The organism is Enterobacter sp. Taxon_8, assembly GCF_058354585.1.
This window is the reverse complement of the sequence record NZ_CM177989.1, coordinates 3,777,039-3,799,027: the sequence shown is the minus strand read 5'-3', so window position 1 is coordinate 3,799,027 and position 21,989 is coordinate 3,777,039. Positions and strand designations below refer to the sequence as shown.

The following is a 21,989-nucleotide window of genomic DNA, read 5'->3' as shown; positions in this document are numbered from 1 at the left end:
CTGGGTTTGGGAATATTTACAGAAGGAGGGCGGGTATTGGGATAAAACGCGGCCTGCAGAGTGCACTGCAGGCCGGAGGATTACTTCATAAATGCAGGTTGTTTGTTTTCGTAAGTGGCAATCGCCGCTTCGTGCTGGAGAGTTAAACCTATGCTGTCCAGACCGTTCAGCATGCAGTGACGGCGGAACGCATCAATGCTGAAGCTGTAGGTTTTATCCCCGGCTTTCACCACTTCCGCTTCCAGATCCACTTCAAACGAAATACCCGGATTCGCCTTAACCAGCGCGAACAACTCATCGACCTGTTCATCGCTCAGCGTCACCGGCAGCAGCTGGTTGTTGAAGCTGTTACCGTAAAAAATATCCGCGAAGCTTGGGGCGATGACCACTTTGAAGCCGTAATCGGTGAGCGCCCACGGGGCGTGTTCGCGGGATGAGCCGCAGCCAAAGTTTTCTCGGGCCAGTAAAATGGAGGCGCCTTTGTACTCAGGGAAGTTCAGAACGAATTCCGGATTAGGCACTTCGCCTTTGTCGTCCAGGAAACGCCAGTCGTTGAACAGGTGCGCGCCAAAGCCGGTACGCGTCACCTTCTGCAGAAATTGTTTCGGAATAATAGCGTCAGTATCGACGTTAGCGGCGTCCAGCGGGACAACCCGGCCCGTATGTTGGGTAAATTTCTCTGCCATGATTGTCTCCTTATTTCAGGCTGCGAATATCGGCGAAATGGCCGGTGACTGCCGCAGCGGCGGCCATTGCCGGGCTGACCAGATGGGTACGCCCACCGCGGCCCTGACGGCCTTCAAAGTTACGGTTGCTGGTGGAGGCGCAGCGCTCACCCGGATTCAGGCGATCGTTATTCATGGCCAGACACATGGAGCAGCCAGGCAGGCGCCACTCGAAGCCCGCTTCGATAAAGATCTTATCCAGACCTTCGGCTTCCGCCTGGGCTTTCACCGGACCAGAGCCTGGAACCACCAGCGCCTGCACGCCCGGCGCGACTTTACGGCCTTTGGCAATCTCTGCCGCCGCGCGCAAATCTTCGATACGGGAGTTAGTGCAAGAACCGATAAAGACTTTATCAATGGTCACGTCGGTCAACGGCACGCCGGGCTTCAGCCCCATATAGGCCAGCGCTTTTTCCGCACTGGCGCGCTCGACCGGATCGGCAAAGGAAGCAGGATCTGGAATGGCGTCGTTGACGGAAATCACCTGACCCGGGTTGGTCCCCCAGGTCACCTGCGGCGCAATCTCTTCTGCCTGCAGCGTGACAACGGTATCAAACGTCGCCCCATCGTCGGTTTTCAGGGTTTTCCAGTACGCTACCGCGTCGTCAAAATCGTGACCTTTCGGCGCGTGCAGACGGCCCTTCACATAGTTGAAGGTCGTTTCATCTGGCGCGACCAGACCGGCTTTGGCGCCCATCTCAATGGCCATGTTGCACAGGGTCATGCGGCCCTCCATGCTCAGCGCCTGGATAGCGTCTCCGCAGAACTCAACGACGTGGCCTGTACCGCCTGCGCTGCCGGTTTTACCGATAATCGCCAGCACGATATCTTTCGCGGTAATGCCAGGTGCCGCTTTGCCCTTCACTTCAATCTTCATCGTTTTGGCACGGCCCTGCTTCAGGGTCTGCGTCGCCAGAACGTGTTCAACCTCTGAGGTGCCAATCCCGAACGCCAGAGCGCCAAACGCGCCGTGTGTTGCGGTATGGGAGTCACCGCAGACGATGGTCATGCCCGGCAGGGTGATCCCTTGCTCAGGCCCCATCACGTGGACGATGCCCTGATAAGGATGGTTCAGGTCGTACAGCTCAACGCCAAATTCTTTACAGTTCTTAATCAGCTCCTGCATCTGGATACGCGCCATCTCACCCGAGGCATTAATGTCTTTGGTCTGGGTGGAAACGTTGTGATCCATCGTCGCGAAGGTTTTACCCGGCTGACGTACCGGACGCTTGTGCGCGCGCAGGCCGTCAAATGCCTGAGGAGAGGTCACTTCGTGTACCAGATGACGGTCAATGTACAGCAGCGGGGTTTCGTTTGGTGCCTCGTAAACAACGTGTGCATCAAACAACTTTTCATATAACGTTTTAGCCATGATTACACCCCTTCAGCGACATAGCGGGCAATGATGTCGCCCATTTCATCGGTACTGACTGCCGCCGTGCCGCGTGCTAAATCGCCGGTACGGACGCCTTCTTCTAACGCCCGGTTAATGGCGTGTTCAATTGCGGTTGCTGCATCGTCCGCATCCAGGCTGTAGCGCAGCAGCAGGGCCAGGGAGAGGATCTGCGCAATCGGGTTAGCGATGTTTTTACCCGCGATATCCGGCGCAGAACCGCCTGCCGGTTCATACAGACCAAAGCCTTCTTCATTCAGGCTTGCGGATGGCAGCATTCCCATGGAGCCGGTGATCATTGCGCACTCGTCAGAGAGAATATCGCCGAACAGGTTGGAGCACAGCAGCACGTCAAACTGGGACGGATCCTTAATCAGCTGCATGGTCGCGTTATCGATGTACATGTGCGACAGCGTGACGTCCGGGTACTGCTTAGCGACTTCGCTGACGATCTCGCGCCACAGAATGGAAGATTGCAGCACGTTCGCTTTGTCAATGGAGGTCACTTTATGGCGACGTTTACGCGCAGACTCAAAGGCGATATGGGCGATACGTTCAATTTCGAAACGGTGATACACCTCGGTGTCGAACGCTTTTTCATGCTGACCGCTGCCTTCGCGCCCTTTTGGCTGACCGAAATAGATCCCGCCGGTCAGTTCACGCACGCACAGAATGTCGAAACCGTTGGCGGCGATATCCGCGCGCAGCGGGCAGAACTCTTCCAGACCCTGATACAGCTTCGCCGGACGCAGGTTGCTGAACAGCTTGAAGTGTTTACGCAGCGGCAGCAGCGCGCCGCGCTCTGGCTGCTCTGCTGGCGGCAGGTGTTCCCATTTCGGGCCACCGACGGAACCAAACAGCACGGCATCGGCATTTTCACAGCCTTCCACGGTCGCTTTCGGCAGCGGTGTACCGTGGTTATCAATCGCAATACCACCCACGTCGTAGTGGCTGGTGGTGATTTTCATCGCAAAACGCGCGCGAACGGCTTCCAGTACTTTCAGCGCCTGTGCCATCACTTCCGGACCAATACCGTCACCCGGCAACACAGCAATATGGTAATTCTTCGACATTACACGGTTTCCTTGTTGTTCTCTTTATTCTGAGCTTTGCGTTGCAACTCTTTTTCGACTTCGGCGGCGCGCCAGATGTTGTTCAGAACATGCACCATCGCCTTCGCGGAGGATTCAACGATATCTGTCGCCAGGCCCACGCCATGGAAGCGGCGGCCATTGTAATTGACCACGATATCCACCTGACCCAGCGCATCTTTGCCGTGGCCCTTGGCCGTCAGGTCATATTTGACCAGCTCAACGTCGTACTCGGTGACGCGATTAATCGCCTGGTAAATCGCATCGACAGGGCCGTTACCGTTAGCTGCCTCTGCTTTAATTTCATCTCCGCAGGCCAGCTTGACCGAGGCGGTAGCGATGTCGCTGGAGCCGGACTGCACGTTAAAGTAATCCAGACGGAAGTGCTCCGGCTCTTCCTGCTGTTTGTTGATAAAGGCCAGTGCTTCCAGGTCGTAGTCGAAGACCTGGCCTTTTTTGTCGGCCAGCTTCAGGAACGCGTCATACAGCTGATCCATGTTGTAATCGCTGTCCTTATAACCCATCTCTTCCATACGGTGCTTAACCGCCGCACGGCCTGAACGGGAGGTCAGGTTCAACTGCACCTGGTTCAGACCAATGGATTCCGGGGTCATGATTTCGTAGTTTTCACGGTTCTTCAGCACGCCATCCTGGTGAATACCGGAGGAGTGTGCGAAGGCGCCAGTGCCGACAATCGCTTTGTTGGCCGGAATGGGCATGTTGCAAATCTGGCTGACGGTCTGGCTGGTGCGCCAGATTTCGTTGTGATTGATGCGGGTGTGCACGTTCATGATGTCTTTGCGTACTTTGATCGCCATGATCACTTCTTCCAGCGAACAGTTGCCCGCACGTTCGCCGATGCCGTTCATCGCGCCTTCAACCTGACGCGCCCCGGCGTGGACGGCGGCGATGGCATTACCCACGGCCAGACCCAAATCATCGTGGGTGTGGACGGAGATAATTGCCTTATCAATATTTGGTACGCGGTCATACAGGCCGGTGATGATGTTGGAGAACTCAAACGGCATGGTGTAGCCGACGGTGTCCGGAATGTTGATGGTTTTGGCACCAGCATTGATGGCGGCTTCGACGACGCGCGCCAGGTCTTCGATTGGCGTACGGCCCGCATCTTCACAGGAGAATTCAACGTCATCGGTATAGTTGCGTGCGCGCTTAACCATGTAAACCGCGCGCTCAATCACCTCATCCAGCGTGCTGCGCAGCTTGGTTGCGATGTGCATGGGCGAGGTCGCAATAAAGGTGTGGATACGGAACGCTTCGGCCACCTTCAATGACTCGGCGGCAACGTCGATATCTTTCTCTACGCAGCGCGCCAGGGCACACACGCGGCTGTTTTTAATGGTGCGGGCGATAGTCTGGACGGATTCGAAATCACCCGGAGACGAGACAGGGAAACCGACCTCCATCACGTCGACACCCATACGTTCGAGAGCCAGCGCGATCTGCAGTTTCTCTTTAACACTCAGGCTTGCCTGTAATGCCTGTTCACCGTCACGTAAAGTAGTATCGAAAATAATGACTTGCTGGCTCATGGGTTAGGTCCTTGTCAGTCTTAGGGCGCCTTGCTACGAGCATAAAAAAACCCGCGCAGTGGCGCGGGTTTTTAGTCTTACTGGTGACGATTCAACGCTGAATTTCGCCCGCCAGTCTACCGCGCACAGTGGATGCGTTTAGTAGTAGTAGACCGGTGAAACGAATGGTGCGTGTCATGAATCGTGCTCCGTTAAATTCAATATGCTTTTAGTGGTACTGGATACGGCTGTTCATGTCAACCCCTGAAGATGAAAACGGGCCCGAGAGACGGAATCAACAGGTTATTAACTTTAGCTAATTGTGCTGGTTTTAGCTTTCGTAGCCCGACTAATTGTCTAATTTTGGACTTAATAAAAGAGTTGCAGAAACAAATAAATATAATTGTTTAAAATGAGTGAAATGTGTTGAAGAGAATGCTTTGTGCTTAAAGAGTTTGGATATCATTAAGTTATAAATGCAGTGAATCTATTCCAGAACGTTGAAAAACGAAAAGAGATAACAGGATGTTAAGTAACTGTAGATCGATAGCATTAACAGTTTAATAATACTTAAGTCATCGTTAACCTGATGGTAATTGTATATTTGTTTAGTTTATGGTTTCATTCAGATCCTAAAGTCAAAGATATCATTTGCGCTCATTAATTTTCATTTATATAGAGTCTTTATATATTCCGAATTTTAAATAATTCTCTTTCGCTGATCGTATTTGCATGATAAATCATATTTTTCGAGATTATTACCGTACGATGGCAAAGGGAGTGTAGCGTGACAGTGGAGTCAGAAGTGCCAGAAAATAATATTAAACAACCTCAAGCTACTGATGGGATTAAACCGCAGTTACGCACGGTGGATCTGAATCTTCTGACGGTGTTTGATGCTGTCATGCAGGAACAGAATATCACCCGAGCGGCCCAAACCTTGGGGATGTCACAACCCGCCGTGAGTAATGCCGTTGCCAGGCTTAAGCTCATGTTTAACGACGAATTATTCGTTCGCTACGGGAGGGGTATCCAGCCTACGGCTCGCGCGTTCCAGCTGTTCGGATCTATTCGCCAGGCGTTGCAACTGGTTCAAAATGAGCTGCCGGGATCGGGCTTTGAACCCTTAAGCAGCGAGCGCGTATTCCATCTTTGTGTCTGTAGTCCATTAGATAATTATTTAACGTCAATTATCTATAATAAAGTTGAAGAGATCGCACCAAATATCAATCTTGTTTTTAAATCATCCCTGAATCAAAACACGGAACATCAGTTACGCTATCAGGAGATCGAGTTCGTTCTCGGGTATGAAGAGTTCCGTCGTCCGGAATTCTCCTGCGTGCCGCTGTTTAAAGATGAAATGGTTCTGGTCGCCAGTAAAAGACACCCACGCCTGAATTCTCCGCTGCGCGAAAACGATGTTTATAACGAGCAGCATGCCGTTGTTGCACTCGACAGATATGCTTCCTTTAGCCTGCCGTGGTATGACACTGCGGATAAACAGGCAAGCGTGGCTTATCAGGGCATGGCTATGGTCAGCGTATTAAACGTGGTCTCACAGACACAGCTGGTGGCGATTGCGCCGCGCTGGCTGGCAGAAGAGTTTTCTGACTCTTTAAATCTGCAAATTTTACCTCTGCCACTCAAACTAAATAGCCGTACCTGTTATCTTTCCTGGCATGAAGCAGCGGGGCGGGATAAAGGACATCAGTGGATGGAAGAGCTGCTGGTGGGCATTTGCCGTCGGTAAACGCATCAGGATAAATTGCATCGGATTATGTGATTTATCCTGGTTTTTTTTAGATAATTGATATTTTGTTCTGTTGTTCTTTTTTTTGGGCTGCTCTCTGGCTCGCAAAAATAGATGATTTCCTGCGTTGTCGCGCTTTTCAGTGATGATTTATCACCCCATCCTCTATTCCCAGAGGAATTAACCATATCTTCAGTTAACGGCTGCTTTTTCTGCTTTACGCACCGTTTATCTCTCCAGGTTTGCTAATTGCCTGCCTCATAACGAGCGGTTAAGGTAAAGAACACTCTGTAAAATATAAGATTGGTTTCTCCCAATCGTAAGACGGTGCGGAAATGAATTCGGCATTCCGTCTATAACAAAATGCCTGGAGGCAAACCATGGAGATGTTGTCTGGCGCGGAAATGGTCGTTCGGTCGCTGATCGATCAGGGCGTAAAGCAAGTGTTCGGCTACCCTGGCGGCGCGGTTCTCGATATTTATGATGCGCTGCACACGGTAGGGGGCATTGACCATGTTCTGGTACGTCACGAGCAGGCGGCGGTACACATGGCTGACGGCCTGGCGCGGGCGACGGGTGAAGTGGGCGTGGTGTTAGTCACTTCCGGCCCCGGCGCGACAAACGCCATTACCGGCATTGCGACAGCGTATATGGACTCTATCCCGCTGGTGATCCTCTCCGGGCAGGTGGCAACCTCACTGATCGGTTACGATGCGTTTCAGGAGTGCGACATGGTCGGGATTTCGCGTCCCGTTGTGAAGCACAGCTTCCTGGTCAAGCAAACGGAAGACATTCCCGGCGTACTGAAGAAAGCTTTCTGGCTGGCGGCGAGCGGACGCCCTGGACCGGTGGTGGTCGATCTGCCTAAAGATATCCTCAACCCGGCAAACAAGCTGCCTTATGTCTGGCCGGAAGCGGTCAGCATGCGCTCTTATAACCCAACAACGCAGGGGCACAAAGGGCAGATCAAGCGGGCGTTGCAAACGCTTCTGGCAGCCAAAAAACCGGTGGTCTATGTCGGAGGCGGTGCGATCAACGCTGCCTGTGAAGCCCAGCTTCGCGAGTTGGTTGAAAAACTCAACCTTCCTGTGGCGTCGTCGCTGATGGGACTGGGGGCGTTCCCCGCAACCCATCGTCAGGCGCTGGGTATGCTGGGTATGCACGGTACCTATGAAGCCAACATGACGATGCATCATTCCGATGTGATTTTTGCCGTCGGCGTGCGTTTTGACGATCGCACCACAAACAACCTTGCGAAGTACTGCCCTAACGCCACCGTGCTGCATATTGATATCGATCCAACGTCAATTTCAAAAACGGTATCGGCTGATGTGCCTATCGTCGGTGATGCCCGGCAGGTTCTGGAGCAAATGCTGGATCTGCTGGCCCAGGAGAGTGCAACCCAGCCGCTGGATGAGATCCGCGACTGGTGGCAGCAGATTGAACAGTGGCGCGCGCGTCAGTGCCTGAAATATGACACACAAAGTGAAAATATTAAGCCGCAGGCGGTCATTGAAGCGGTGTGGCGCCTGACGAAAGGTGAGGCGTACGTAACCTCAGATGTGGGGCAGCATCAGATGTTTGCCGCCCTGTATTACCCGTTTGATAAACCGCGACACTGGATCAACTCCGGTGGTTTAGGAACAATGGGCTTTGGTCTGCCTGCCGCGTTGGGCGTGAAGCTGGCGCTGCCGAATGAAACCGTCGTCTGCGTAACGGGGGACGGCAGTATTCAGATGAACATTCAGGAGCTGTCTACTGCGCTGCAATATGAACTGCCGGTACTGGTGCTGAACCTGAATAACGGGTATCTCGGTATGGTGAAGCAGTGGCAGGATATGATCTACTCTGGCCGTCACTCTCAATCCTACATGAAATCGCTGCCAGATTTTGTTCGCCTTGCTGAAGCTTACGGCCATGTTGGCATGCGGGTGACCGATCCGGCAGAGCTGGAAACAAAGCTCGCGCAAGCGCTTGAGCACGTTAAAAACAACCGCCTCGTCTTTATGGATGTGATTGTTGATGGGACCGAGCACGTTTATCCGATGCATATTCGTGGAGGCGGTATGGATGAAATGTGGTTAAGCAAAACGGAGAGAACCTGATATGCGCCGGATATTATCGGTTTTACTGGAAAATGAGTCTGGCGCACTGTCGCGCGTCATTGGCCTTTTTGCGCAGCGCGGCTATAACATTGAAAGCCTGACCGTTGCCCCAACGGAAGACCCAACGCTGTCACGCATGACGATCCAAACTGTCGGCGATGCCAAAGTGCTAGAACAGATTGAAAAACAGCTGCATAAGCTGGTTGATGTGCTGCGCGTGAGCGAGCTGGGGCAGGGGGCCTATGTTGAACGTGAGGTCATGCTGGTGAAAATCCAGGCCAGCGGCTACGGGCGCGAAGAAGTTAAACGTAATGCGGATATTTTCCGCGGACAAATTATCGACGTTACGCCTTCTCTTTATACGGTTCAGCTGGTCGGGACAAGTGACAAGCTGGATGCTTTCCTGACGTCCGTGCGGGATGTGGCAAAAATTGTCGAGGTCGCGAGATCGGGTGTAGTGGGTCTGTCACGCGGCGAGAAAATCATGCGTTAGTTGTCAAAAAGGTTCGCCTCTTTCTGCCCGGTCACCAAAGCCGGGCTTTTTTTTGCGTAATCAGCCGACAACGCAGATAAAAGCGGTTGCCGCGAAGGCTTTTCTGCGTTTAGATGTTAAAAGATTTAACCATAACCTTGACAGGGCCATGGACTCTTTTCTTTTTTTAAGGGGCAATTGTGAAACTGGATGAAATCGCCCGGCTAGCCGGCGTGTCACGAACAACGGCCAGCTATGTGATTAACGGTAAAGCAAAGCAGTACCGTGTCAGCGACAAGACCGTTGAAAAAGTTATGGCGGTGGTTCGTGAGCATAACTACCATCCGAATGCTGTCGCAGCCGGTCTGCGCGCCGGGCGCACCCGCTCTATTGGTCTGGTGATCCCTGACCTGGAAAACACCAGCTATACCCGTATCGCCAACTATCTCGAACGTCAGGCGCGCCAGCGCGGTTATCAATTGCTGATTGCCTGCTCTGAAGATCAGCCCGACAACGAGATGCGCTGCATTGAACATCTTCTCCAGCGCCAGGTGGATGCCATTATTGTTTCGACCTCCCTACCGCCAGAACATCCGTTCTACCAGCGCTGGGCGAACGACCCGTTCCCAATCGTTGCGCTGGATCGTGCGCTCGATCGCGAGCATTTCACCAGCGTCGTGGGTGCGGATCAGGACGATGCAGAAATGCTGGCCGCAGAGCTGCGAACTTTCCCCGCTGAAACTGTGCTGTATCTTGGCGCGCTGCCCGAGCTTTCCGTTAGCTTCCTGCGTGAGCAGGGGTTCAGAACCGCCTGGAAAGACGATCCGCGCGAGGTTCACTACCTCTATGCCAACAGTTACGAGCGTGAAGCCGCAGCGCAGCTGTTCGAAAAATGGCTGGAGACACACCCGATGCCGCAGGCGCTATTCACCACGTCGTTTGCGCTGTTGCAGGGTGTCATGGATGTAACCTTACGCCGTGAAGGTAAACTTCCCTCTGACCTGGCGATTGCCACGTTTGGGGATAACGAGCTGCTCGACTTCCTTCAGTGTCCGGTGCTGGCGGTAGCACAGCGTCACCGTGATGTGGCTGAACGCGTGCTGGAGATTGTGCTGGCAAGCCTGGATGAGCCGCGCAAACCGAAGCCGGGCCTGACGCGTATCAAACGTAATCTCTATCATCGCGGAATTTTAAGCCGCCAAAAATGAAATGACCGGGGCGGGAAAGTCTGCCCCATTTTGCTGCGATAAATCGTCCGGATAATTCCCGGAGAGAAATTAGGATAATTCTTGTGAGATGATAATCGCCAATTTTTCTTAATTCATTTTGGCTTTTAAATTGTCCTTTAAAGAACATCTCAGCGATTTTAAACAGCTATCTTTGTATTATTTTGTTACAAACCCTATTCGGCCGATGAATATTCAGACGTTTTTCCTCCTCCTGTAGCTGCTTACGTGGCAACTGCCGCGCTTACCCGGTGCCAGAGTGAATCTGGCGCTGTTATCCCCTGAGAATCTGTCATAAAATGCTGCCCGCGTCGCAAACTGACACTTTATATTTATCTGCGATGATATTGAGTGAGCTTTAACGCTAGTGTGCATATTCGGTTTTTTTCTTACAAATATTCATAACGTTAATTTTGCCTCGCCAGTTGTGCAGTTATTAACCAGGACTGTTTATCTCTGTAAATAGAGGGCGTTCGAGTCCTTACAGGGAGAGTCCTGGCTTGACAAGCTTTTCCCTCGCTCCGTAAACTCCTTTAGGTGGGAATTTGTGGGTTAAAGTGGTGAGGAGGGGTGAGACTGGCATGTTCCGTGGAGCAACGTTAGTCAATCTCGACAGCAAAGGGCGTTTATCGGTACCAACCCGATATCGCGACCAGCTGATCGAGAACGCTGCGGGTCAAATGGTTTGCACCATTGACATTAACTCCCCCTGCCTGCTGCTTTACCCCTTGCCTGAATGGGAAATTATTGAGCAAAAGCTGTCGCGACTGTCGAGCATGAACCCGCAGGAACGCCGCGTGCAGCGGCTGTTATTGGGACATGCCAGTGAATGTCAGATGGATAACGCAGGGCGGTTACTGATTGCCCCTGTGTTACGGCAACATGCCGGTCTGACCAAAGAAGTGATGCTGGTCGGGCAGTTCAACAAATTTGAACTGTGGGATGAAACGACCTGGTATCAACAGGTCAAGGAAGATATCGACGCTGAGCAGTCTGATTCCGCGACATTATCGGAACGGCTGCAGGACTTGTCTCTATAAATATGATGGAAAATTATAAACACAAAACGGTGTTACTGGACGAGGCCGTAAACGGTCTGAATATTCGTCCGGATGGCATCTACATTGATGGCACGTTTGGTCGCGGTGGTCACTCGCGTTTGATTCTCTCCCAGCTTGGAGAGGAAGGACGTCTGCTGGCAATCGATCGCGATCCGCAGGCAATTGCGGTTGCACAGACCATCAATGACCCACGCTTTTCCATCGTGCATGGACCTTTCTCTGCGCTCGCAGATTATGTTGCTGAGCGCGGCCTGACGGGCAAGATCGACGGGATTCTCCTCGATCTTGGCGTCTCTTCACCCCAACTTGATGATGCCGAACGTGGTTTCTCCTTTATGCGTGATGGTCCGCTAGATATGCGGATGGATCCGACGCGCGGTCAGTCTGCCGCTGAGTGGTTACAGACCGCTGACGAAGCCGATATTGCATGGGTCATCAAAACGTTTGGCGAAGAGCGCTTTGGCAAACGAATCGCGCGCGCCATCGTTGAGCGTAATCGCATTGAACCAATGACCCGCACCAAAGAGTTGGCCGAAGTGATCGCGGCGGCGACACCGGTGAAGGATAAGCACAAACATCCCGCGACCCGTACCTTCCAGGCGGTTCGCATCTGGGTAAACAGTGAACTGGAGGAAATAGAGCTGGCGCTAAAAAGCTCGCTCGACGTGCTGGCCCCGGGGGGGCGGTTATCCATCATCAGCTTCCATTCGCTGGAAGACCGTATTGTGAAACGCTTTATGCGTGAACAAAGCCGCGGTCCACAGGTGCCAGCGGGGCTGCCGATGACGGAAGAACAACTCAGGAAGCTGGGTGGCCGTCAGTTGCGAGCATTAGGCAAGTTGATGCCGGGCGAAGAAGAAGTGGCAGAGAATCCACGCGCCCGTAGTTCAGTGCTGCGTGTTGCAGAGAGGACGAACGCATGATCGGCAGAGTGACAGAGACCCTAAGCAAAGTTAAGGATTCGTTAGGAAGCAACGAGCGCCATGCCTTGCCTGGCGTGATCGGCGACGATCTTTTGCGGTTTGGGAAACTGCCACTCTGTCTGTTCATTTGCATCATTGTCACGGCAGTTACGGTGGTGACCACCGCCCACCATACACGTTTATTGACTGCGCAACGCGAGCAGATGGTACTGGAACGCGATGCGCTGGATATTGAATGGCGAAATCTGATCCTTGAAGAAAACGCGCTCGGCGATCACAGCCGGGTTGAACGGATCGCAACGGAAAAGCTGCAATTGCAGCATGTTGATCCTTCGCAGGAAAATATCGTAGTACAAAAATAAGGGAAAACGCGACGCATGAAAGCAGCGGCAAAAACGCTAAAACCAAAACGTCAGGAAGAACAGGCCAACTTTATCAGTTGGCGTTTTGCGTTGCTTTGCGGCTGCATTTTACTCGCTCTGGGTTTTCTGCTTGGACGCGTGGCCTGGCTACAAATCATCGCTCCTGACATGCTGGTACGCCAGGGTGACATGCGTTCCCTGCGCGTTCAGGAAGTGTCGACATCCCGTGGGATGATTACCGATCGCTCGGGTCGTCCGCTAGCGGTGAGCGTGCCGGTGAAGGCGATTTGGGCCGATCCTAAAGAATTGCATGATGCTGGCGGTATCACACTTGATAACCGCTGGAAGGCCCTTGCGGATGCGCTGAAGATGCCGTTGGACCAGTTAGCTTCACGCGTGAATACGAACCCGAGAGGGCGCTTTATCTATCTGGCACGTCAGGTGAACCCTGACATGGCGGACTACATCAAAAAATTGAAGCTGCCGGGGATCCATCTGCGTGAAGAATCCCGTCGTTACTATCCATCCGGCGAAGTGACTGCTCACCTCATTGGCTTTACTAACGTCGATAGCCAGGGGATTGAAGGCGTTGAAAAAAGCTTTGATAAATGGCTTACCGGCCAGCCCGGCGAGCGCATTGTGCGTAAAGACCGCTATGGTCGCGTGATCGAGGATATTTCCTCAACGGACAGCCAGGCCGCACACAACCTTGCGCTGAGTATTGATGAGCGATTACAGGCGCTGGTTTACCGCGAACTGAACAATGCCGTGGCCTTCAACAAAGCGGAATCGGGCAGTGCTGTGTTAGTTGATGTCAGCACGGGTGAAGTGCTGGCGATGGCCAATAGCCCGTCCTACAACCCTAATAATCTTACCGGCACGCAGAAGGATGTTATGCGTAACCGTACCATCACCGACGTGTTCGAACCGGGTTCGACGGTTAAGCCGATGGTGGTCATGACTGCACTTCAGCGCGGTATCGTCAACGAAAACACCGTACTGAATACCATTCCATACCGAATTAACGGTCACGAAATCAAAGACGTGGCGCGCTACAGCGAATTGACCCTGACCGGGGTATTACAGAAGTCGAGTAACGTCGGCGTTTCAAAGCTGGCGTTAGCGATGCCGTCCTCAGCGTTAGTAGAGACTTACTCACGTTTTGGACTTGGAAAGGCGACCAATTTGGGGTTGGTCGGAGAACGCAGTGGCTTATATCCTCAAAAACAACGGTGGTCTGACATAGAGAGGGCCACCTTCTCTTTCGGCTACGGGCTAATGGTAACTCCGTTACAGCTAGCGCGAGTCTATGCAACGATTGGCAGCTATGGCGTCTATCGTCCGCTGTCGATTACTAAAGTTGATCCACCGGTTCCGGGCGAGCGTATCTTCCCGGAATCTGTCGTTCGTACCGTGGTGCACATGATGGAAAGCGTGGCGCTGCCTGGCGGCGGCGGCGTGAAGGCGGCGATCAAAGGCTATCGCATTGCCATCAAGACCGGTACAGCGAAAAAGGTGGGGCCAGACGGCCGCTACATCAACAAATATATTGCCTATACCGCAGGCGTTGCGCCTGCAAGCAATCCGCGTTTTGCGCTGGTGGTCGTAATAAACGATCCACAGGCGGGTAAATACTACGGCGGCGCCGTCTCCGCGCCTGTGTTCGGGGCTATCATGGGCGGTGTGTTACGCACCATGAACATTGAACCGGATGCGCTGGCGACGGGCGAAAAAAGTGAATTTGTAATTAATCAAGGCGAGGGTACAGGTGGCAGATCGTAATTTGCGCGACCTTCTCGCTCCGTGGGTGCCAAATGCACCGGAGCGAGCACTGCGAGAGATGGTACTGGACAGCCGCGTGGCTGCTTCTGGCGATCTTTTTGTGGCGGTGGTCGGTCATCAGGCGGACGGGCGTCGTTATATCCCGCAGGCGATTGCGCAAGGTGTGGCTGCCATTATTGCTGAGGCCAAAGATGAGGCAACCGACGGTGAGATCCGTGAAATGCACGGGGTGCCGGTTATCTATCTCAGCCAGTTAAACGAGCGTCTCTCCGCGCTGGCGGGACGTTTTTATCACGAACCTTCCGACCAGCTGCGTCTGGTCGGCGTGACGGGCACGAACGGTAAAACCACTACCACGCAGCTGATGGCGCAGTGGGCCCAGCTGTTGGGTGAAACCGGTGCAGTGATGGGTACCGTAGGTAACGGCCTGCTGGGCAAAGTGAGCCCGACGGAAAACACCACCGGCTCGGCGGTAGACGTACAGCATGTGCTTGCAGGTCTGGCTGGGCAGGGGGCAACCTTTGCTGCGATGGAGGTCTCTTCGCACGGCCTGGTACAGCATCGGGTTGCGGCGCTGAAATTTGCCGCTTCAGTGTTTACTAACCTGAGTCGCGATCATCTTGATTATCATGGTGATATGGAGCATTACGAAGCCGCGAAATGGCTGCTGTTCTCCACTCACCATTACGGACAAGCCATCATCAACGCCGACGACGAAGTGGGCCGCCGCTGGCTGGCGAAGCTGCCGGATGCGGTTGCGGTGTCGATGGAAGACCATATCAATCCGAACTGCCACGGCCGCTGGCTGAAGGCGGTTGAGGTGAATTACCACGACAGCGGGGCGACAATCCGCTTTGCCTCTTCCTGGGGTGAAGGCGAAATTGAAAGCCGCCTGATGGGCGCGTTCAACGTCAGCAACCTGCTGCTGGCGCTGGCGACGCTGCTGGCGCTGGGTTATCCGATGGCTGAACTGCTGAAAACCTCAGCGCGTCTGCAGCCGGTTTGCGGCCGTATGGAAGTGTTCAGCGCGCCGGGCAAACCGACCGTTGTGGTTGATTATGCCCACACGCCGGATGCGCTGGAAAAAGCGCTCGAAGCGGCGCGCCTGCACTGCGCCGGGAAGCTCTGGTGCGTGTTTGGCTGCGGCGGCGATCGCGATAAAGGCAAACGCCCGCTGATGGGGGCTATTGCCGAGCAGTTCGCAGATATTCCGGTAGTAACCGATGACAACCCGCGTACGGAAGAGCCGCGCGCCATCATCAATGACATTCTGGCGGGCATGCTGGACGCGGGCCGTGCTCGCGTGGTGGAAGGCCGTGCGGAAGCCGTGACCAATACCATTATGCAGGCGCAGGAGAATGATGTTGTCCTGTTAGCGGGCAAAGGGCATGAAGATTATCAGATCGTTGGCAATCGCCGTCTGGACTACTCGGACCGCGTAACGGCAGCACGCCTGCTGGGAGTCGTGGCATGATTAGCATCACGTTACGTCAGGCCGCTGCAATCCTGAAGGGCGACCTGCACGGGCAAGACCTGACCATTGATGCCGTAACGACGGACACCCGCAAAATCACTGCAGGCTGTCTGTTTGTGGCGCTGAAAGGCGAACGTTTTGACGCGCATGATTTTGCTGAGCAGGCCAAAGAGAACGGCGCCGGTGCGCTGCTGGTCAGCCGCAAGCTCGATATCGATCTGCCGCAAATTGTAGTGAAAGATACGCGCCTCGCGTTCGGTGAGCTGGCTGCCTGGGTGCGTCAGCAGGTGCCTGCTCGCGTCGTCGCGCTGACCGGATCCTCAGGCAAAACGTCAGTGAAAGAGATGACGGCGGCGATCCTCGGCCAGTGCGGTAATACGCTTTATACCGCGGGCAACCTCAATAATGATATCGGCGTGCCGATGACATTGCTTCGCCTGACCAAAGAGCATGACTATGCGGTGATCGAGTTAGGAGCAAACCACCAGGGCGAAATCGCCTGGACCGTGAGCCTGACTCGCCCGGAAGCGGCGCTGGTGAATAACCTCGCGGCTGCGCACCTGGAAGGTTTTGGCTCGCTGGAAGGCGTGGCGAAAGCGAAAGGTGAGATTTATACCGGCCTGCCGGATAACGGTATCGCTATTCTGAACGCCGATAACAACGACTGGCTGAACTGGCAGAGCATCATTGGCTCGCGTAAAACCTGGCGCTTCTCGCCAAATGCGGCCAACAGTGATTTTACGGCGACCAATATCCATGTGACGTCCCACGGCACCGAGTTCACCCTCACGACCCCAACGGGGGGCGTGGAGGTTCTGCTGCCGCTGCCGGGTCGCCATAACATCGCCAATGCCCTTGCGGCGGCGGCGCTGTCAACGGCGGTGGGCGCTACACATGAGGCGATCAAAGCCGGGCTGGCGAACCTGAAAGCCGTGCCGGGTCGTCTGTTCCCGATTCAGCTTTCGGAAAACAAACTGCTGCTGGATGACTCCTACAACGCGAACGTTGGTTCAATGACGGCGGCGGTGCAGGTGTTATCAGAAATGCCGGGCTACCGCATCATGGTGGTTGGCGACATGGCAGAGCTGGGCGACGAAAGCGAAGCCTGTCATACCCAGGTTGGCGAAGCGGCGAAAGCTGCGGGGCTGGACTGTGTACTGAGCGCAGGAAAACTGAGCCAGGCGATTAGCCAGGCCAGCGGCGTTGGCGAGCATTTTGCCGATAAAACCGCGTTGATCGAGCGCCTTAAGGCATTAATTACAGAAAAACAAATTGTGACAGTGTTAGTGAAAGGTTCACGTAGTGCCGCCATGGAACAGGTTGTGCACGCATTACAGGAGAACGGGACATGTTAGTTTGGCTGGCCGAACATTTGGTCAAATATTATTCAGGCTTTAACGTCTTTTCGTATCTGACGTTTCGCGCCATCGTCAGCCTGCTGACTGCGCTGTTCATCTCGTTGTGGATGGGCCCGCGCATGATTGCCCGTCTGCAAAAACTCTCTTTCGGCCAGGTTGTGCGTAACGACGGTCCGGAATCGCACTTCAGCAAACGCGGTACCCCGACCATGGGCGGGATCATGATCCTGACCGCCATCGTCGTTTCCGTGCTGCTGTGGGCGTATCCCTCCAACCCGTACGTCTGGTGCGTTCTGACGGTACTGGTGGGTTATGGGATCATCGGTTTTGTTGATGATTACCGCAAAGTCGTTCGTAAAGATACTAAGGGCCTGATCGCGCGCTGGAAATATTTCTGGATGTCGGTGATCGCGCTTGGCGTAGCCTTCGCGCTGTATCTGGCAGGCAAAGACACACCGGCCACCGAGCTGGTTGTGCCGTTCTTCAAAGACGTGATGCCGCAGTTGGGGCTGTTCTACATTCTGCTGGCCTACTTTGTGATTGTCGGCACCGGTAATGCCGTTAACCTGACCGACGGTCTGGATGGCCTGGCCATTATGCCAACCGTCTTTGTGGCGGCCGGTTTCGCGCTGGTGGCGTGGGCGACCGGTAACATGAACTTTGCGAACTACCTGCACATTCCTTATCTGCGCCATGCGGGTGAGCTGGTGATCGTCTGTACGGCGATTGTTGGCGCGGGGCTGGGCTTCCTGTGGTTCAACACCTATCCGGCTCAGGTCTTTATGGGTGACGTCGGTTCACTGGCGTTAGGCGGCGCGCTGGGCATTATCGCCGTACTGCTGCGTCAGGAGTTCCTGCTGGTGATCATGGGCGGCGTGTTTGTGGTTGAAACCCTGTCGGTGATTTTGCAGGTCGGTTCCTTCAAGCTGCGCGGTCAGCGCATCTTCCGTATGGCGCCGATTCACCACCACTATGAACTGAAAGGCTGGCCGGAGCCGCGCGTTATTGTGCGCTTCTGGATTATTTCGCTGATGCTGGTGCTGATTGGCCTGGCAACGCTGAAGGTACGTTAATCATGGCAGATTACCAGGGCAAAAAAGTCGTTATCATCGGGTTAGGCCTCACGGGCCTTTCCTGCGTGGACTTTTTCCTCGCGCGCGGCGTGACGCCGCGCGTAATGGATACGCGTGTCTCTCCGCCGGGTCTGGACAAACTGCCGGAACAGGTTGAACGCCACCTTGGTGGTCTGAATGATGACTGGCTGCTGGCAGCCGATCTGATTGTCGCAAGCCCAGGTATGGCGCTGGCGCATCCTTCGCTGAGCGCTGCCGCGGATGCGGGTGTGGAAATTGTCGGCGATATCGAGCTGTTCTGCCGTGAAGTGCAGGCGCCCGTTATCGCGATTACCGGTTCTAACGGTAAAAGCACCGTCACCACTCTGGTGGGTGAAATGGCGAAAGCGGCAGGCATGAACGTCGGCGTTGGCGGTAACATTGGTTTACCTGCTCTGATGCTGCTGGACAAAGGCTGTGAGCTGTTCGTGCTGGAACTCTCCAGCTTCCAGCTGGAAACGACTTCCAGCCTGCATGCTGCGGCTGCGACGATCCTCAACGTGACTGAAGATCATATGGACAGGTATCCATTTGGTCTTCAGCAGTACCGTGCCGCCAAGCTCCGCGTTTATGAAAATGCCAAAGTCTGCGTTGTTAACGCCGATGACGCGCTAACCATGCCGGTGCGTGGCGCAGACGATCGCTGTATTAGCTTCGGTATCACGATGGGCGATTACCACCTGAATCGTCAGCTGGGCGAAACCTGGCTGCGCGTGAAGGGTGAGAAAGTGCTGAACGTGAAAGAGATGAAGCTCTCAGGTCAGCACAACTACACCAATGCCCTGGCGGCGCTGGCGCTGGCGGATGCTGTAGGGCTGCCGCGCTCCTCCAGCCTGAAAGCGTTAACCACGTTTTCAGGTCTGGCGCACCGTTTCCAGCTGGCGCTGGAGCACAACGGCGTGCGCTGGATCAACGACTCCAAAGCCACCAACGTGGGCAGCACGGAGGCCGCGCTCAACGGGCTGCACGTTGACGGCACCCTGCATCTGCTGCTGGGCGGCGACGGTAAGTCTGCTGATTTCTCGTCCCTGAAGCCGTATCTCTCCGGCGATAACATCCGCCTGTACTGCTTCGGCCGTGACGGCAGCGAGCTTGCTGAACTGCGCCCTGAGGTTGCCGAGCAAACTGAAACCATGGAACAGGCGATGCGGCTGATTGCCCCTCGCGTGAAGCCAGGCGATATGGTGCTGCTCTCTCCGGCCTGTGCCAGCCTCGATCAATTCAAGAATTTCGAACAGCGTGGTGATGTCTTTACCCGCCTGGCGAAGGAGTTAGGCTGATGCGTTTATCTCTCCCTCGCCTGAAAATGCCGCGCCTGCCAGGATTTGGGATCCTGGCATGGCTGTTTGCGGCGCTCAAAGGCTGGGTGATGGGCTCTCGTCAAAAAGATAACGACAGCCTGATCATGTACGACCGCACGCTGTTCTGGCTCACGATGGGGCTGGCGGCGGTAGGCTTTATTATGGTGACGTCGGCATCAATGCCCGTCGGGCAGCGTCTGGCGAACGATCCTTTCCTGTTTGCCAAACGTGATGGTCTTTACATCATCCTGGCGTTCTGTCTGGCGCTGGTGACCTTGCGTCTGCCGATGGAGTTCTGGCAGCGGCACAGCACGGCGATGCTGATCGCGTCGATTATTATGCTGCTGATCGTACTGGTGGTGGGCAGCTCCGTTAACGGGGCATCCCGCTGGATCGCCTTCGGTCCGCTGCGTATTCAGCCTGCGGAATTTACCAAGCTCTCCCTGTTCTGCTACCTGGCTAACTACCTGGTGCGTAAGGTAGATGAGGTGCGTAACAACCTGCGCGGCTTCTTAAAACCGATGGGCGTGATTCTGGTGCTGGCGGTATTACTGCTGGCGCAGCCTGACCTCGGTACCGTTGTCGTGCTGTTCGTTACCACCCTGGCCATGCTGTTCCTGGCGGGCGCGAAGCTGTGGCAGTTCATCGCTATTATCGGGATGGGGATTTCGGCGGTTGTGCTGCTGATCCTCGCCGAGCCTTACCGTATTCGCCGTGTGACCTCGTTCTGGAACCCCTGGGAAGATCCGTTCGGCAGCGGTTATCAGCTGACGCAGTCGCTGATGGCCTTTGGTCGCGGTGAAGTTTGGGGACAGGGGCTGGGGAACTCGGTACAGAAACTCGAGTATTTACCGGAAGCGCATACTGACTTCATCTTCTCCATTATTGCGGAAGAACTGGGTTATATCGGTGTGGTATTAGCGCTATTAATGGTATTCTTCGTCGCTTTCCGCGCCATGTCCATCGGCCGGAAAGCGCTGGAGATCGATCACCGCTTCTCAGGCTTCCTGGCCTGCTCAATTGGTATCTGGTTTAGCTTCCAGGCATTGGTTAACGTCGGGGCCGCAGCGGGTATGCTGCCGACCAAAGGTCTGACGTTGCCGTTGATCAGTTATGGTGGTTCCAGTCTGTTGATTATGTCGACGGCCATCATGCTGTTGTTGCGCATAGATTATGAAACGCGTCTGGAAAAAGCCCAGGCGTTTACACGAGGTTCACGATGAATCAACCGAAGCGGTTAATGGTGATGGCTGGCGGTACCGGCGGACACGTGTTCCCGGGGCTTGCGGTTGCGCACCATTTAATGGATCAGGGCTGGCAGGTACGCTGGCTGGGAACCGCAGACCGCATGGAGGCCGACCTGGTACCGAAACACGGTATCGAGATCGACTTTATTCGTATTTCCGGCCTTCGGGGCAAAGGCCTCAAGGCAATGCTGCTGGCACCGGTGAGTATTTTTAACGCCTGGCGTCAGGCGCGCACCATTATGAAGCGCTTTAAGCCCGATGTGGTGCTGGGCATGGGGGGCTATGTCTCGGGTCCTGGCGGGCTGGCGGCATGGTCGTTAGGCATTCCCGTTGTGCTGCATGAACAGAACGGTATTGCCGGTCTGACTAACAAATGGCTAGCGAAAATCGCCACTAAAGTCATGCAGGCGTTTCCCGGCGCGTTCCCAAAAGCGGACGTAGTGGGTAATCCGGTGCGTGTCGACGTGCTGGCGCTGCCGCTGCCGGACGCTCGCCTGACGGGCCGTGAGGGGCCGGTTCGTGTGCTGGTCGTCGGCGGCTCTCAGGGCGCGCGTATCTTAAACCAGACGATGCCGCAGGTAGCTGCAAAGCTGGGCGATACCGTGACCATCTGGCACCAGAGCGGTAAAGGCGCTCAGCAGACCGTTGAGCAGGCTTACGCAGACGAAGGTCAGCCGCAGCATAAAGTCACAGAGTTTATCGACGACATGGCGGCAGCGTATGCCTGGGCCGATGTCGTGGTCTGTCGCTCAGGCGCGCTGACGGTGAGTGAGATCGCCGCCGCGGGTCTGCCGGCCCTGTTTGTGCCGTTCCAGCACAAAGACAGACAGCAGTACTGGAATGCGCTGCCGCTTGAGAAAGCCGGTGCCGCGAAAATTTTTGAGCAGCCACAATTTACCGCCGACGCGGTCGCCACCACCCTGGCGGGCTGGAACAGAGACGCACTGCTGGAGATGGCACAACGCGCGCGCGCGGCCGCTATCCCTGATGCGACGGAACGGGTGGCAAAAGAAGTGAGCCTGGCAGCCCAGGCTTAACCCTCGCAGCGCGTGTTGCGCTGCACGAATTTTAAGTA

19 protein-coding genes are annotated in these 21,989 nt (G+C 54.7%); 14 read left to right on the top strand and 5 right to left on the bottom strand.

Going from position 1 to position 21,989, the window contains the following annotated elements; all coding sequences use genetic code 11:
- Positions 1 to 80 precede the first annotated feature (80 nt).
- The 5 genes from leuD to leuL form a co-directional block, all read right to left on the bottom strand.
- Positions 81 to 686 carry a 3-isopropylmalate dehydratase small subunit gene (gene leuD, locus AC4IBF_RS18070; protein ID WP_029741219.1) on the bottom strand — a complete coding sequence of 202 codons (606 nt, stop codon included), beginning with the start codon at positions 684 to 686 and terminating at the stop codon, positions 81 to 83.
- A gap of 10 nt (positions 687 to 696) precedes the next feature.
- The gene (gene leuC / locus AC4IBF_RS18065) at positions 697 to 2,097 is read right to left on the bottom strand and encodes a 3-isopropylmalate dehydratase large subunit (protein WP_115876447.1); all 1,401 of its coding nucleotides are present in this window, start codon (positions 2,095 to 2,097) and stop codon (positions 697 to 699) included.
- 2 nt (positions 2,098 to 2,099) lie between these two features.
- Positions 2,100 to 3,191, bottom strand: coding sequence for a 3-isopropylmalate dehydrogenase (gene leuB, locus AC4IBF_RS18060; protein ID WP_115876446.1), 1,092 nt, complete (start codon positions 3,189 to 3,191; stop codon positions 2,100 to 2,102).
- Positions 3,191 to 4,762, bottom strand: a complete 1,572-nt coding sequence (gene leuA / locus AC4IBF_RS18055; protein WP_133293776.1) for a 2-isopropylmalate synthase — start codon at positions 4,760 to 4,762, stop codon at positions 3,191 to 3,193. Before leuA ends, leuB begins: the two co-directional genes overlap by 1 nt.
- A gap of 91 nt (positions 4,763 to 4,853) precedes the next feature.
- Positions 4,854 to 4,940, bottom strand: a complete 87-nt coding sequence (gene leuL, locus AC4IBF_RS18050; RefSeq protein ID WP_071786497.1) for a leu operon leader peptide — start codon at positions 4,938 to 4,940, stop codon at positions 4,854 to 4,856.
- 588 nt (positions 4,941 to 5,528) lie between these two features.
- Between leuL and leuO the strand changes: the two genes are divergently transcribed.
- The 14 genes from leuO (at position 5,529) to murG (ending at position 21,951) form a co-directional block, all read left to right on the top strand.
- The gene (leuO, locus tag AC4IBF_RS18045) at positions 5,529 to 6,491 is read left to right on the top strand and encodes a transcriptional regulator LeuO (protein ID WP_269473895.1); all 963 of its coding nucleotides are present in this window, start codon (positions 5,529 to 5,531) and stop codon (positions 6,489 to 6,491) included.
- Positions 6,492 to 6,871: 380 nt separating this feature from the next.
- Complete coding sequence (gene ilvI / locus AC4IBF_RS18040; RefSeq protein WP_115876442.1) at positions 6,872 to 8,596, top strand: acetolactate synthase 3 large subunit; 1,725 nt, start codon at positions 6,872 to 6,874, stop codon at positions 8,594 to 8,596.
- Position 8,597: 1 nt separating this feature from the next.
- Positions 8,598 to 9,089, top strand: a complete 492-nt coding sequence (gene ilvN / locus AC4IBF_RS18035; protein ID WP_045907792.1) for an acetolactate synthase small subunit — start codon at positions 8,598 to 8,600, stop codon at positions 9,087 to 9,089.
- 179 nt (positions 9,090 to 9,268) lie between these two features.
- Positions 9,269 to 10,276: a catabolite repressor/activator gene (gene cra, locus AC4IBF_RS18030; protein WP_008501993.1), complete on the top strand. Its 1,008-nt coding sequence runs from the start codon at positions 9,269 to 9,271 to the stop codon at positions 10,274 to 10,276.
- Positions 10,277 to 10,875: 599 nt separating this feature from the next.
- Complete coding sequence (gene mraZ / locus AC4IBF_RS18025) at positions 10,876 to 11,334, top strand: division/cell wall cluster transcriptional repressor MraZ (RefSeq protein WP_021240528.1); 459 nt, start codon at positions 10,876 to 10,878, stop codon at positions 11,332 to 11,334.
- A gap of 2 nt (positions 11,335 to 11,336) precedes the next feature.
- Positions 11,337 to 12,278, top strand: coding sequence for a 16S rRNA (cytosine(1402)-N(4))-methyltransferase RsmH (gene rsmH / locus AC4IBF_RS18020; RefSeq protein ID WP_021240527.1), 942 nt, complete (start codon positions 11,337 to 11,339; stop codon positions 12,276 to 12,278).
- Positions 12,275 to 12,640, top strand: coding sequence for a cell division protein FtsL (gene ftsL / locus AC4IBF_RS18015; protein ID WP_008501989.1), 366 nt, complete (start codon positions 12,275 to 12,277; stop codon positions 12,638 to 12,640). Before rsmH ends, ftsL begins: the two co-directional genes overlap by 4 nt.
- 15 nt (positions 12,641 to 12,655) lie before the next feature.
- A complete protein-coding gene (locus AC4IBF_RS18010; RefSeq protein ID WP_111964042.1) occupies positions 12,656 to 14,422 on the top strand; it encodes a peptidoglycan glycosyltransferase FtsI in 1,767 nt (588 codons plus the stop codon).
- Positions 14,409 to 15,896 carry a UDP-N-acetylmuramoyl-L-alanyl-D-glutamate--2,6-diaminopimelate ligase gene (murE, locus tag AC4IBF_RS18005; protein WP_048979011.1) on the top strand — a complete coding sequence of 496 codons (1,488 nt, stop codon included), beginning with the start codon at positions 14,409 to 14,411 and terminating at the stop codon, positions 15,894 to 15,896. The genes AC4IBF_RS18010 and murE overlap by 14 nt, the downstream gene beginning before the upstream one ends.
- Positions 15,893 to 17,251 (top strand): UDP-N-acetylmuramoyl-tripeptide--D-alanyl-D-alanine ligase, encoded by a 1,359-nt coding sequence (gene murF / locus AC4IBF_RS18000; protein WP_136195613.1) that lies wholly within the window; start codon positions 15,893 to 15,895, stop codon positions 17,249 to 17,251. The genes murE and murF overlap by 4 nt, the downstream gene beginning before the upstream one ends.
- On the top strand, positions 17,245 to 18,327 hold the full coding sequence (gene mraY, locus AC4IBF_RS17995) for a phospho-N-acetylmuramoyl-pentapeptide-transferase (RefSeq protein ID WP_008501985.1): 1,083 nt from the start codon (positions 17,245 to 17,247) through the stop codon (positions 18,325 to 18,327). Before murF ends, mraY begins: the two co-directional genes overlap by 7 nt.
- A 2-nt stretch (positions 18,328 to 18,329) precedes the next feature.
- Entirely contained in the window at positions 18,330 to 19,646 is a 1,317-nt protein-coding gene (murD, locus tag AC4IBF_RS17990; RefSeq protein WP_491462995.1) for a UDP-N-acetylmuramoyl-L-alanine--D-glutamate ligase, read from the top strand.
- Positions 19,646 to 20,890 carry a cell division protein FtsW gene (ftsW, locus tag AC4IBF_RS17985; RefSeq protein WP_115876438.1) on the top strand — a complete coding sequence of 415 codons (1,245 nt, stop codon included), beginning with the start codon at positions 19,646 to 19,648 and terminating at the stop codon, positions 20,888 to 20,890. Before murD ends, ftsW begins: the two co-directional genes overlap by 1 nt.
- Positions 20,887 to 21,951, top strand: a complete 1,065-nt coding sequence (gene murG / locus AC4IBF_RS17980; RefSeq protein WP_127729610.1) for an undecaprenyldiphospho-muramoylpentapeptide beta-N-acetylglucosaminyltransferase — start codon at positions 20,887 to 20,889, stop codon at positions 21,949 to 21,951. The genes ftsW and murG overlap by 4 nt, the downstream gene beginning before the upstream one ends.
- Positions 21,952 to 21,989: the final 38 nt, after the last annotated feature.